12 protein-coding genes are annotated in these 12424 nt (G+C 60.9%); 1 reads left to right on the top strand and 11 read right to left on the bottom strand.

Features of this window, described 5'->3' with window-relative positions; all coding sequences use genetic code 11:
* The first annotated feature begins 46 nt into the window (after positions 1-46).
* Positions 47-1090, top strand: a complete 1044-nt coding sequence (locus RNZ50_08125; GenBank protein ID MDT8854986.1) for an IS5 family transposase — start codon at positions 47-49, stop codon at positions 1088-1090.
* 1016 nt (positions 1091-2106) lie between these two features.
* On the opposite strand, the gene istB is transcribed toward RNZ50_08125, so the two are convergent.
* From istB to RNZ50_08070, 11 genes are all read right to left on the bottom strand, one after another.
* A complete protein-coding gene (gene istB, locus RNZ50_08120; GenBank protein MDT8854985.1) occupies positions 2107-2868 on the bottom strand; it encodes an IS21-like element helper ATPase IstB in 762 nt (253 codons plus the stop codon).
* Between the two features lie 12 nt (positions 2869-2880).
* A complete protein-coding gene (gene istA, locus RNZ50_08115; protein MDT8854984.1) occupies positions 2881-4419 on the bottom strand; it encodes an IS21 family transposase in 1539 nt (512 codons plus the stop codon).
* Between the two features lie 74 nt (positions 4420-4493).
* Positions 4494-6158: a DUF262 domain-containing protein gene (locus tag RNZ50_08110; protein ID MDT8854983.1), complete on the bottom strand. Its 1665-nt coding sequence runs from the start codon at positions 6156-6158 to the stop codon at positions 4494-4496.
* Positions 6159-6381: 223 nt separating this feature from the next.
* Positions 6382-7644 (bottom strand): type II toxin-antitoxin system HipA family toxin, encoded by a 1263-nt coding sequence (locus tag RNZ50_08105; GenBank protein ID MDT8854982.1) that lies wholly within the window; start codon positions 7642-7644, stop codon positions 6382-6384.
* Positions 7641-7874 (bottom strand): helix-turn-helix transcriptional regulator, encoded by a 234-nt coding sequence (locus RNZ50_08100; protein ID MDT8854981.1) that lies wholly within the window; start codon positions 7872-7874, stop codon positions 7641-7643. The genes RNZ50_08105 and RNZ50_08100 overlap by 4 nt, the downstream gene beginning before the upstream one ends.
* 466 nt (positions 7875-8340) lie before the next feature.
* Positions 8341-9129, bottom strand: a complete 789-nt coding sequence (locus RNZ50_08095) for a nucleoside phosphorylase (GenBank protein MDT8854980.1) — start codon at positions 9127-9129, stop codon at positions 8341-8343.
* Positions 9116-9487 carry a MerC domain-containing protein gene (locus RNZ50_08090; protein ID MDT8854979.1) on the bottom strand — a complete coding sequence of 124 codons (372 nt, stop codon included), beginning with the start codon at positions 9485-9487 and terminating at the stop codon, positions 9116-9118. Before RNZ50_08090 ends, RNZ50_08095 begins: the two co-directional genes overlap by 14 nt.
* Before the next feature lie 98 nt (positions 9488-9585).
* Complete coding sequence (locus RNZ50_08085; protein ID MDT8854978.1) at positions 9586-9882, bottom strand: rhodanese-like domain-containing protein; 297 nt, start codon at positions 9880-9882, stop codon at positions 9586-9588.
* Complete coding sequence (locus RNZ50_08080; GenBank protein ID MDT8854977.1) at positions 9882-10235, bottom strand: DsrE family protein; 354 nt, start codon at positions 10233-10235, stop codon at positions 9882-9884. Before RNZ50_08080 ends, RNZ50_08085 begins: the two co-directional genes overlap by 1 nt.
* A complete protein-coding gene (locus tag RNZ50_08075; protein ID MDT8854976.1) occupies positions 10232-11530 on the bottom strand; it encodes an MFS transporter in 1299 nt (432 codons plus the stop codon). Before RNZ50_08075 ends, RNZ50_08080 begins: the two co-directional genes overlap by 4 nt.
* Positions 11527-12372: a sterol desaturase family protein gene (locus RNZ50_08070; GenBank protein ID MDT8854975.1), complete on the bottom strand. Its 846-nt coding sequence runs from the start codon at positions 12370-12372 to the stop codon at positions 11527-11529. Before RNZ50_08070 ends, RNZ50_08075 begins: the two co-directional genes overlap by 4 nt.
* Between the last annotated feature and the right edge of the window lie 52 nt (positions 12373-12424).

Raw genomic sequence — 12424 nt, 5'->3', positions numbered from 1 at the left:
GCACTTCGGTATGGTGAGACAGTGAACTGGCATTGGGGATGCAACGATGGCGCAGATGGGTTTTTTCGATCTTTCGGACCGTTACGCGAGCCTCGATGCCAAAAGGGATCCGCTGGTCGAAATTGATGCCGTCGTGCCGTGGGAGGAGTTTCGTCCGGCTCTTGAGCGGGTCTGGCGCAAGCCTGTTGCGGATCGCAAGTCCCGCGCGGGGCGCAAGCCGATAGATGCGGTGCTGATGTTCAAGACGCTGGTTCTGAGCGCGCTTTACAACCTGTCGGATGATCAGATCGAATATCAGGTCCGCGACCGGCTTTCCTTTATGCGCTTCCTGGGGTTGGGCCTTGGTGACCGGGTGCCCGACGCCAAGACGGTGTGGCTGTATCGCGATGCGCTGGCGCAGGCCGGCAAGGTGGAGGAGTTGTTCGGGTTGTTTGACGGTCATTTGGCGCGGCGGGGCTACATTGCGCGCGGCGGTCAGATCCTGGACGCCTCCATCGTGCCGGTGCCGCGCAATCACAACACGCGCGATGAAAACGCAACGATCAAGAAGGGCGAGGTCCCCGAGGATTGGGCTGATAAGCCAGCGAAACGGGTGCAAAAGGATGTGGACGCACGTTGGACGAAAAAGCACGGCAAGAGCCACTACGGCTACAAGAACCATGTGAATGTGGACCGCACGCATAAGCTGGTCCGGCGCTACCACGTCACCGACGCCGCTGTGCATGACAGCCAGGCAGTGGATCATCTGCTGATGCAGGGCAACACCGGGTCTGGCGTGTGGGCGGATGCTGCTTATCGGTCCGAGGAGATGGAGGCCAAACTCCGCGCCTTAAAACTGAAAAGCCACATCCACCGCAAGGGCAATCGGGGCAAGCCGCTGACCGACCAGGCCAAGGGCAGCAACCGCACCAAATCCACCGTGCGGGTCCGGGTTGAGCACATCTTCGGCGCGCAGGCCAACGACATGGGCGGCACCCTGGTGCGCACCATCGGCTTGGTGCGGGCGAAGGCCAAAGTCGGCATGAAGAATCTCGCCTACAACATGCGCCGCCTCGGCCAACTGGGTCGCATCAACCCGCACCCAGCCTGAAAACGGTCGGCCAAGGACGCAGATCGCCCCGCGCATCGCTAAAAACGGCCCTGAACCGAAGGTCCGCGAGGCGAAATGGGCGGCAGATCATAAAAACCAAGGCAACAATCGGTCAGCTGAAGGTCGCTGCCGCGCTTCGGGCAGAACCTGCTATGCCGTTGCCGCGAAAACAGTCAAAAATCGAGGTGCCCTAAAGTTTCCATCGGCACGTCGATCCAGGGGAGGCGGGTCAACAATAGGTCAACCTGTCTAACGACTTTGTTCCCCGTTCAGACCCGTCGGCTGCGGTTGACTGCGGTTGATTGCGGCGAGAAACAGATTTCAGATCAAAGGGTTATCGCGTAACCTGATGAAATCAATTAAGAAAAGATTTCGCGAGTTCTTCGGCTCATAACCTGAAGGTCACAGGTTCAAATCCTGTCCCCGCAACCAAATCTAACAACGATTACAAGACGTTACCAGCCGCCCTCCGGGTGGCTTTTTGCGTTGGTTTTTCCAGGTCAACAATAGGTCAACAAAACAAAGCAAACTGCGTGGTAATCCAACACGTTAGTAGCCAAACCTGCAGCCGACCGCGCCAAATCGGAGCAACGCGTGGTTCAACAGGCGCGGAGGATGCCCGAAGCTACTCCGCGGCCTCCAGCGCAATTGCTTCGCTCTCCAACACATCTTCGATCGGCTCATCGGTCGCGGTTCCGCGATAGACGCTTTTGCCGATCGCCTTTTCGATCAGAGCCAGCAGCGCCTCGCCCCGATGGGCGATGAAGGCGTCGAAATCATCCGCGCGTAGCAGCGCCGGATCGATCAGATGTGATTGCAGATGCCGGTCGACCTCTGCGTCAGAAGCGCCGCCCTGGTGCGGCAGCTTGCCGAGATATTGCGACGGCGCGTCACCACCGATGCGGATTTCGCGGAGAATGGGCGCTGATTTCGCGCGATCGTGGGCACGCGTTTCGCGCCATTCTGGGCAGTCATTTCACGGGATCGTGGGCAGGCTGGCCGACGCTTTCATGGAGTCAGGCTTGAACGATTTGGTCAAGCTTTTTTGTGACGGCGGAGCGCCTGCGCAGGCTTTCACCTGAGAGGGTGAGGCGGTGTGCGTTGTGAACGAGGCGGTCGAGGATGGCATCTGCGAGCGTTGGGTCGCCGATGGCTTCGTGCCACTGGTCAACGGGGAGTTGGCTTGTGACGATGGTGGAAGCGCGGCCGTGGCGGTCTTCGAGGATTTCCAGCAGGTCACGGCGCTCCGGGGCGGTGAGGACGGCGAGGCCCCAATCGTCAATGATCAGCACATCCATGCGGGCGATGGTTTTGAGGATGCGTTCATGGCGGCCATCGCCACGGGCCAGAGCAAGGGCCTCGAACATGCGCGGCGCACGTTGATAGAGGACGGGCCGCCCATCCCGGCACGCCTTGTGGCCAAGGGCGCAGGCGATCCAGCTTTTGCCCAAACCGGTCGGCCCGGTTATCAGCAGGTTCTCGTGCCGGGCGATCCAGCCGCCATCGGCAAGATGCGCCATGACACTGCGGTCAAGACCACGTGGGCTGCGCAGGTCCAGATCCTCGACGCTGGCATCTTGGCGCAGAGCCGCAAACTTGAGCCGGGAGGCCAGTTTCTTGGTGTCGCGCTCTGCAGCCTCGCGGTCGACCAGCAGGCCGAGACGCTCTTCGAACGAGAGGGCGTCGAAGGCGGTTGACCTGCGTTGTTCTTCGAGCGCCGATGCAATGCCGGTCAGGCCGAGCGCCAACAGTCGGTCGTGGGTGGGATGGGTCAGCATTTTAGTCCTTTCTCAATGGTAATAGCTGCCGCCACGAATGTTGGCGTGCTGGAGGGGGGCGACCTCTTCGGAGCCTTCCAGGAAGGCGCGATCGAGGCCGGTCTTGAGGATCGAACGAATGGAGGTGACGGTGCGGGCCCGGATGGTCACACCCCGCTGGCAGGCCGCATCAACGCGCTCCGGCCCATAGGTTTTGACCAAGGCCAGCACACCCAGGCAGGTGCGGAACCCCTGTTCAGGATGGGGGCGGTCAGCCATCACCATCTCGCAAAAGGCGGCGACGGCGGGGCCGGTCTTGGTTGCCTGCGCCAGCATTCTGGCCGGGGTCCATTCGGCAAAGCGACGATGGGCCGATGGCATATGGTCGGCCACGGTGACATGGCTGCGCCGCCCCGGGGTGCGCACGTGGCTCGCAACCCTCTGACCACGATGGAATATCTCGACCGTCTGGCCGCTTGTGCGAACATCGACCTCTTGTTTGATCAGCGCGAAGGGCACGGAATACCATGAGCTGTCGACCTCAACGTGATAGTCGGGTGCCACGCGGGCGCGCTTCCAGCGGGCGAAGACATAAGGTTCGGGCGGTAGGGGCTGAAGATTGGGCCGATCCAAAGTGGCAAACAGATCGGCGCGGCTGGCGCCATAGCCGCGCATCACGCGCATGTTCAACTCGTCCAGCAGCCGCCGGATCGCCACGTTCAACTCGGCCAATGAGAAGAACCGGTGGTTCCGCAGCCGCGCCAGAATCCAGCGTTGTGCCACTTGGACAGCCACTTCCACCTTCGCCTTGTCCCGGGGTTTGCGCGGCCGGGCGGGCAGAACGGCGGTGCCATAATGCGCCGCCATCTCGGCATAGGTCCGGTTCAGCCCCGGATCAAACCGGTCTGCCTTGATCACGGCGGACTTCAGATTGTCCGGAACCACCGCCTTTGGCACGCCGCCCAGAAAGGCGAACATCCGGATATGCGCGAGGATCCAATCTTCCAACCCCTCCGATGCCACCGCCTCGGCATAGGTGTGATTCGATGCCCCCATTGCCGCCACGAACAGCTTCATGGCCCGCGCTTCGCCGGTCGTGGGGTCGATCACGTCGATGGTGTCGCCGGCAAAGTCAACGAACACCTTCTCGCCGCCCACATGTGTCTGGCGCATCGTCGGGCGCACCCGACCCTTCCAAGCCTCGTAATGCGTGCAAAACCAAGTATAGGCAAAACCCCCGGGGTGCGCGGCACGGTATTCTTCCCAGAGCAGCATCCGCGTCACCCCAGGGCGGCGCAACTCGCGGTCAATCTCCGCCCAGTCGGGCACAAGCCGCTCCGCGTCCGGCACCGTGGGCGGGGCTGGAAACAAAAGAAGTTCAAGGCTGTCGTCATCGATCCCCTCCGGCAAGGGCCACGTGAGCCCGGCATGACGCGCCCGTTGGGTGTAGCTTCCGACGCTCCCCTTGCTCAGACCGAGGGAAGCGGCAATGGACCGCTCGCTCAGGCCTTGCCCAAGCTTCAATCGCAAAACATCTCGTATCCGGCGCATGTTCAATCGTCCTGTCGGCATCAAGCCACCCCTTCATTCCTGAAGGCGCAACTATCCTCAATTTGCCGACCAGACCTGCCCGCGATCCCGCGAAATCAGTGCCCAGCTTCACGCGAAATGACTGCCCATGATCCCGTGAAATCGATGCCCACCATCAAGCGAAACACGCAACCACCGACGATCCGGTTGGTTTGCGAGCTCAGCGGTGTCTTGTTAACGATCGTATCAAATCGTTCGCGCGGAATGCCTGCCTTATGACACCAAGCGCGCGGAAATATGTGGTGGATGTCGACGGCTTCATCGAAATAGGTGGTATGGTTGAACGGCTGCCCCGACCGAAAATCCCGGGCGCCTTCGCTCATCAATAGGGCATTCACGCCTTTGTAGGCAGCTGAAAGGCGAGAGGTCATCGAGTTCAGGCGTTCGGCGCGGAAACCGGCATCCTTGACTGTCGCAGGCTCGCCACCACCATCGATCCAGGACAGAAATTCTGCCAGATCCTTGGCAAATCGTGTTTCGACTGCACCGCCGTAAAGTTCGCCAAAAACGCCACTCCAGTACCACTGCGCCAGTTTCTTACGCACCGCATCATGTTCCCAACGATCTCCTAGTTCTGCCAAGATCGCGGCCAGCGGCACGAGCTGAGATTGATACGGGACATCTTTGAACCAGTAGATGTTCTGGGTGAACAGAAACTTTCCAGCCTTGCGAAACCCCTCTTCCAGCCTTCCCGAGTATTGCTTGTACGCGTGAAGCGGAACGCTCAGCACGGTATCGCGCGTGCAGCTGATGGCAGGCGGGTCCCCCGCGCGGTTTGCTGCGACATGTTTCAGTCTGCGGTCCCGCGTATACAAAAGCGCCAGTGCTTGAAAGAAATCGGTCGCCTGCAGCCGGGTCAGGGGCTGTTCCTTCAGCGCAATCGAATCCGACAGGCGTTTCGCGATCACGGCCCATTCTTCGCGAAGGTGAAACCCCTCTTCCTCACCTGCGTAGATGGCGGTCAGCAGCTCGAATGCATCAAGTTTCTTGCCGCCCGTGTTGACCTTTTCAAACACAAGGCAGACAGCCTCCCTGCTGGTGCGGCGCCCGAGTTCGATGACCGGCATCTGATATTGATGAAAGGCAGCCAGCACCTCGTTGAGGAACCGGAACCAGAACTGGGTCTTTTCCGGCGCGTAACCCCAATGGCCGACAAAGCCAGTCTGCCAGTCGTTCCAGTCGAAGATCCGGTTTGTGGGAAACATCCCCAGCTCGAACTCCGCGGCCTGGGAAGACAGGTCCCGCACGACTTCCTTCCCGAAATTCCGTGTCTCGATACGGTTCTCTGGCATGCCGACAATGGCGTCAAACCGATCGGCATTCTCGTCCAGCGCTGCGGCCATATCGATGTAATAGAAGCGTTTGATCTTTTGCTTCTTGCTGTTCATCGTATCAACAATGGCCTGACGCATGGTCGTTTGATACAGCGATGTGATCCGCTGCTGGCCATCCAGAAGCAGGGATTCAGGCATAACCTTGGAACTCGCCTCCGGCGCTCCCTCGATGGTGCGCGGCTTGAACCGGACTTCGCCGCCGGTCTGCAGCGTCATCACGGCTCCGACGGGAAACGAACGGGATATCGACGCAAGAAGGCTTCGGAGGCCTTCGTCGTCCCAGACCCAGCCGCGCTGAAAATCCGGGAGTTGAACCTGCCCATCCCGGGCCCGTTTCAAAAGGTCGTCCAGCGGTTTCTTGGTGCTGTCGAATTCGACACGGGCCATCAGGTTACTCCGGTTCATAAAAGCGGCCGCGCTGAAATAGCGTCAGCGGACCCTTTGTTCGTAAACGGGCGGATTGATCCGATCAACGCCGGATGCGGGTGAAGCGTGCATTCTGCTATACCTGATATTGGCGCGACATTTGACGGGTCGAGCAAGCGTTGAAGTTGTTGCCCGGGCAAGTCTTTCAGCCCTCGCCATATTGTGATTTGCCCTTGTGACTTCATCACGGTCGCTGAACTGTCCGCGCGCACCACGCCGCGCGCTCACCTGCAAGGTCCGCAAACCGCAACAAGGCCGCTTCGTCGAGGCCGGGCATCATCAGACCTGCCGCCACACCTGGCGTCTTTGCCCGAACGCTTTCACTGATCTCGCCAACACGCCTGCGGATCAGCGGCACACCAATTCCAGTGTCGACGGAAAACGCAGCCCAACCCTGTGCATCCATCTCTGCCAGCGTCGCCCGCTTGCCTATCTTCATCGCAAGCTTTGGCGAAAGCTCTGGGTAGGCGGCCGTTGTCAGCAGATCATACAGCGGAGCCAGGCGCGGGCCCTCTTGATCATAAAGGATCGAGAAGTTCTTCCCATGCGCGTCCGCATTCCCTGCGATCAGATTGAAGATCGCGGCGTCGAGCAGCTTCAGAATATCGACCGCGGGCCGGGCCGCGACGTCCCGCAACAGCGCGAAGCAATCCTTGAATGTCGGCCCGCCCTCGCTGGCGTACTTCGTTTCGGGCGGCACGCCCAGCGCCTGGCAGAAATCTTCCTGATGAATGCGATGGACTATCTCATCGGTGCCGTAAATGCGGTCATAGCGCTTGACGAGCAGAAAGGTCCGCCCTGCAACGACGCGCGGTTCAACCGTCGCGACGTCAAGACCGATGCTGGCAGCCAGCCGCATCACGAAGGCTTCGTTCTCGGTGGTGGCCGCAAAGCGGGCGATCGGCGGCTTCAGGATATGGGTGGTCGGCTGACCCGGCGCAGGCAAGGCCACCGCGCCGTTCAGCACCACCACCGGAACCTTGGACTGTGCCCCTGCGAGGGACAGCCGCAGCCCTTCTTCGCCCGCCAGCAGGGGGCGGAGGGGCAAGGCGTCAAGGACACGGAGCAATCCGGCATCGTTGAGCCAAGTGGGTTGGGCGCTCGAATTGACGATGGCCGGTTCCGCGCCCGGCGGCAGAAGCTGGAGGGCGCCTGCAACATCGCCACCAAGGCGGTCGAGTAGCGCAAAGTCATTTGCGCGCGAGACACCGAGAGCTTGCGCCGCCGCATCGCGCTGGCCTTCCTCGGGCAGCAGACCGCCGAAAAACGGACGGCACTCGCGCCGTGAAAACGGTTCGGCGCGTTTGGGCAATGATGCCGATAGTGCCGGTGCATCTTCACGCGTCAGCCAATCGGGCGCATAGGCGAAACCAAGTTCACCGTGCTGATTTTGTGTCAACTGACCGACAATCTGGCCGTTCCACCAAATATCCAGTGTCCGGATCATGGCTTTACAGGTGCCCGGGGCGCGGTGATCTCAAAGCTGCAGCCCAGCGCCTGCAGAACCTGAAGCGCCTTGCCGATCTGTGCCGTGGGCTTGCCTGCCTCCAGATCGACGATGAAACGCAAGCCAACACCGGCCGCACCGGCAAGTTCGTCCTGCCGGAGGCCAGCGGCCTTGCGGGTGGACCTAACAATCTCGCCGATCTCGGCTGGGGTGAGGGTGCGCTTTGCCATCATATTTACCGAGCGGGACACTATCGCAGGTGGACTGCGACTGTCCACAAGAATATTCCCGTTCGGGAATACTGTGCAATACGCGCATCAAATCCGCAGAAATATTCCCGAACGGGAATTCAAGCCGGTCGGCCATAGAGAGCAGCCCTGCACAATTCTGATACCATTCCAATGGGCTGGTGCTCGTCACGCCTTACAACTAACACTCTGGAGTGTAACCGCTCTTTAATAGGCTTTGTCCACCTGAGCTGCCCCGCACCGCTGATCTGAGCCGAAAAACCCTGCCTCCGGGCGGTCCAAGGTTCGGAGGCGGATCATCCCCTGTATCCCAGGGAGCTTTTTGCGTTTGGAAGGCGCACAAAGACCACAAAGCCCTTCTGGCTACATGTTTGCCGACTTGCCAATGCGCAGTGCCTCAATTTCAGACAGCTATGGTTGACGGCCGCCTGTTGCAGCGCAACGCGGTTCAGCCGAGACGCTCGGCTATCTTCGACACCACCCAGAGCGCGTCAGCCGCACCATTGGCTTCGCCCTTCTCGAAATCCCCCTCGACCGTTCCCATCTGATTGGTAACATGCGCAAGGCAAATCACTGCCCGGCTGCGCGCTTGTGCAAACGCATAAAGTCCGGCCGCTTCCATCTCGACGGCGAGAATCCCGCGTGTTTTGGCCGCAGCGATTGCGGCTTCAGTTTCGCGGAACGGGGCGTCGGTGGTCCAGGTTGCCCCGCTGAGTATGCGGGGTCCTGTGTCGAAGGCACCGTCCAGTCGGGAGAGAAGCGGCTGGGACGCTTCGCTCCAATCTGATGGCGGCAGATAGTGGTAGCTTGTTCCCTCATCGCGCAGCGCGCGCTCGATCAGGATGAAATATGGTGGAGGACCCGAAGCCGCGATCTGCCCGGAAGACGTGATGCTGATCAAAAGCTCGCATCCCGACGCAAACACCTCTTCTGCCACCAGCACGGCAAAGGACGCACCGACCGCACACCCCACAACACCAATCTCTTGACCATTAAGGGAGAAGAGCCACAGATCGGTATGATAGCAAACCCAGCCTTCATGTCTTTGGGCACGACCGTCCGCCTTAAGCTGCCGCACGATGTCGCCGTCCGGATCCAGCAGGCAGGTTTTCGGGACAGCTACCTTGTCCGCCCCTTTCTGACGCCGCGCCTCGCGCAGCAGGCTTTCCGGGGTGAAGGACGACGGCGCGTCGTGGTGTTTGTCGCGCAGGATAGGTGGGGTTTTATCTGTCGCCATGGACTGGCTCCCTTCGGCTGCGCCAATCCATAATTGTTCCCGCACAAAGAAAACCAAATCCCGCCAGTTCGATGATGCGGTCGTAGGAAACCAGCATGGTGAATCCGATCAGCAGAAGGCCGATACCTGCGAGTGCGACCGGTGCAAGTCGGCCATGCCTGCGCAGGCGAACCAAAAGCAATGCAAACGTCAACCCGGCAAAGAGAAGGATCGCCCCGGCCCAGACTGTCTCGTTCAGTGCGATCGTGACACCAAGCACCCCCAGGAGTCCGATTGCCGCGAGTGTGCCGTAGCAGGCCACGAGCGAAAGCGCTGCCGCCAGAGGGGCAAGCCAGTCTCCGGGTTTCACGGCTTTCATGCCAGGCTCTGCGTTGTTGCAAGACCAACTGCGATTATCGTGACTGCGACCATGGCCTTCAGTGTCAACAGGGAACTCCTCTGTTTCCGATCATCTTGTCATGCTTGGATGTTCAGCCAGCCAGTCGTGCCGCCATCAAGCCAGCGGGCGTCCGGGTGGCCAAGCCTGCAAAGCAGGTCAGCCCCTTCAGCCGACCGGCCACCACCCTTACTGCAGATGGTGAACTGGATTTTGACTGCTGGAACTTCAGCCGCACGGTCTGCAAGTTCGGTCAACGGGATATGTGCGGCACCCTCGAAATGTGCATCCGAATAATCTTCTGCATCGCGCACGTCGATCAGAAAGTAGCACTCACGTTCAACCGCCCGTTCCGTCAAAGTCAACAACCCAGCCATCAGAACACCAGAACCTTGTCTGCCGCCAGTGTCGCCTCGGCAAGTTCATCCATGGTGGACCGCTCCGCGCCCTCCAACATGTCAGGAATGGTCAGGCCCCGCGCATCCATGCAGGTGCCACACATCAACACGCGCCCCTTGGCTGACAGTACGCGGCCCAGCATCCGCTCAAGATTGTAAAAGCCTTCAGGCGTCTTCTGACCCGCCTTGGCGCAAAGAACGGCGTCGGCCATAAGGAAAACGGTGACCTCACCTTCGGGATCGTGCTTGGCCAGCGCGTGCGCCATGCGCAGGCCGTTAAAGCTGCGTTCGGTGCCGTAGGGCGGATCGTTCAAGATCAGCAGGTGTTTCATGTGGGGGCTCCTTCGGACGCCGGGTTCAGCCGCGGGTGGGTTTCTTCGCCGAAGACGCACAGCACCGCACCGGATACGAACATTGATAGCGCAACGAACCAGAACGCGGCTTCCACAGCGCCGGTCAGATGTGCGACCAGCCCAAGGCCAAGCGCGCCGATGCCGTAGCCAAGATCGCGCCAGAAGCGGTAAATGCCGATGGCCGAGCCGCGCCAGGCGGGTGGCGTGATATCGGCGACACTGGCCCCGAGGTTCGGGTACAGCAGCGCCATGCCGAAACCAGCAATCCCCGCCGACAGCGCCCACCACGCCGCGCCAGTGCCCAGCACCACCATCAGCACCCCCGCGCCGCTGATCCACATGCCCAGTACGTTCGGCCAGAACCGCCCGACATGATCCGACAGCCGCCCAGTGAACAACTGCGATCCGCCCCAGACAAAGCCATAGGCGCCGACGATCCAGCCTATCTCGGTCAAGGTGGCACCCTTGCCGACCAGAAAGACCGGAAAGATCACCCAAACCAGCGCATCGACAAATTTCTCGACCAGCCCGGCCTGCGACAGTGCGGCAAGCCGCTTATCGCGCCAGCTCATCAACGCGAAAACCTCGCGCGTTGACGGGTGCTCGGATACGCCCTGCGGATAGCGCGGCGGGAACTTTGGCGCGCTGATCTTATGCGCCGCTGTTTCGGCCTTGGCCCATTGCAGCGTGTCCTTGACCCAGACCACGGTCAGAACCAATGCAACTCCGATCACCGTCAGGCCGAACACCAACAGGCCCAGCCGCGCCCCCAAAGCTTCGGCGATATAGGCGGTGACGACCCCCGCAAGTGCCACTCCGACATAGCCGGAAAACTCGTTCAGCCCCATCGTCAGCCCGCGTTGGTCGGCACGCGTGATGTCAAGCTTTGACGTCTGCGTCATCGACCAGCACAGGCCCTGATTGACCCCCAGCAGAACCGTCGCCGCCACGATCCAGCCCCAGTTTGGTGCGGCCCAGATCATCACCGGAATGGGCAGAGCGATGATCCAGCCCCACAGCAGCACCCGCTGGCGCCCGATGCGTTCGGACAGTTGCCCGGCCACGAAGTTCATCACTGCCTTGACGACGCCGAACGCCACGACAAAGGCTGTCAGCAGCAGGAACGACCCGCGCGCCACGCCGAATTCGGTTTCCGCCAGCGCCGGGATCACGGTGCGCATCATGCCAATGGCAAAGCCCACCAGCAGCACCTGGACCAGCTGATGGGTGAACTGCGCCCGGTTCTCGCGGATCCCGAGGGGAAGTGCTGTCACCCCCTGTCCTCCGGGCGGGTGTCCAGCGCTCCACCGCTGGCCGGGCCGCGCAGCGGCTGGATCAGCATCCGGTCCAGCCACAGATCGCGCGGTGTGCGGAACTGCTCGATGCCGATGGTCATGCCCTCGTGCCCCGCTTTTGGCTGCGCACGGTAGGTGCCCAGCAGCCGGTCCCACCACGGCAGGTTGAAGCCGAAATTGCTGTTGGTCTCGGCGGGGATCACCGAATGATGCACGCGGTGCATGTCGGGCGTCACCATGACCCACCGCAGCACCCGGTCCAGCCCGACTGGCAACCGGATGTTGGCGTGGTTGAACAGCGCAGTGGCGTTCAACAGCACCTCGAACAGCAAAACTGCCAACGCAGGCGCACCCAAGGCCATGACCGCCACCAGCTTGATCACCATCGACAGGACAATCTCCACCGGATGAAACCGCAGGCCGGTGGTCACATCAAATTCCAGATCGGCATGGTGCATCCGGTGAAGCCGCCACAGTCCCGGCACCGCATGGAACAGCACATGCTGCAGGTAGATCGCCAGATCCAGCAGCAGAATTGACAGCAGGACGGCCAGCCAAAGCGGCACATCCACAGCGTTGAACAGCCCCCAGCCACGCTCCTCGGCCATCAGCGCAAGGCCCACGGCAAGGATCGGAAACGTCAGGCGCAGGATGACGGTATCGACGACGACCAGCGCAAGGTTGTTGGTCCAGCGGATAACGCGCGGGATCTCTTGCCGCCTGCGTGGGGCTGCAAGTTCCCATCCCGCCATCGCTGCCAGCACGCCCAGAAACACGGCAAGGCGCAGCATGGGTTCATTGGCGAGGATTGTCTCGGTCATCGTGTCTGTGCCTTCGGACTTGCGGGGGACGCGGGAATCGTTAATATTCAAG

It is taken from the genome of Paracoccaceae bacterium Fryx2 (assembly GCA_032334235.1).
Taxonomy (GTDB): Bacteria; Pseudomonadota; Alphaproteobacteria; order Rhodobacterales; family Rhodobacteraceae; genus JAVSGI01.
Note: the sequence above shows the minus strand (reverse complement) of the source record. Positions and strands in the feature narration are given on the sequence as shown.

What these genes read in the sequence shown, in the direction of transcription:
- istB (MDT8854985.1), bottom strand. Translation starts at nt 2,868, where the DNA reads ATGCTGACCCATCCCACCCACGACCGACTGTTGGCGCTCGGCCTGACC.
- RNZ50_08105 (MDT8854982.1), bottom strand. Translation starts at nt 7,644, where the DNA reads ATGATCCGGACACTGGATATTTGGTGGAACGGCCAGATTGTCGGTCAG.
- RNZ50_08125 (MDT8854986.1), top strand. Translation starts at nt 47, where the DNA reads ATGGCGCAGATGGGTTTTTTCGATCTTTCGGACCGTTACGCGAGCCTC.
- RNZ50_08090 (MDT8854979.1), bottom strand. Translation starts at nt 9,487, where the DNA reads ATGAAAGCCGTGAAACCCGGAGACTGGCTTGCCCCTCTGGCGGCAGCG.
- RNZ50_08100 (MDT8854981.1), bottom strand. Translation starts at nt 7,874, where the DNA reads ATGGCAAAGCGCACCCTCACCCCAGCCGAGATCGGCGAGATTGTTAGG.
- RNZ50_08095 (MDT8854980.1), bottom strand. Translation starts at nt 9,129, where the DNA reads ATGGCGACAGATAAAACCCCACCTATCCTGCGCGACAAACACCACGAC.
- RNZ50_08070 (MDT8854975.1), bottom strand. Translation starts at nt 12,372, where the DNA reads ATGACCGAGACAATCCTCGCCAATGAACCCATGCTGCGCCTTGCCGTG.
- istA (MDT8854984.1), bottom strand. Translation starts at nt 4,419, where the DNA reads ATGCCGACAGGACGATTGAACATGCGCCGGATACGAGATGTTTTGCGA.
- RNZ50_08085 (MDT8854978.1), bottom strand. Translation starts at nt 9,882, where the DNA reads ATGGCTGGGTTGTTGACTTTGACGGAACGGGCGGTTGAACGTGAGTGC.
- RNZ50_08080 (MDT8854977.1), bottom strand. Translation starts at nt 10,235, where the DNA reads ATGAAACACCTGCTGATCTTGAACGATCCGCCCTACGGCACCGAACGC.
- RNZ50_08110 (MDT8854983.1), bottom strand. Translation starts at nt 6,158, where the DNA reads ATGGCCCGTGTCGAATTCGACAGCACCAAGAAACCGCTGGACGACCTT.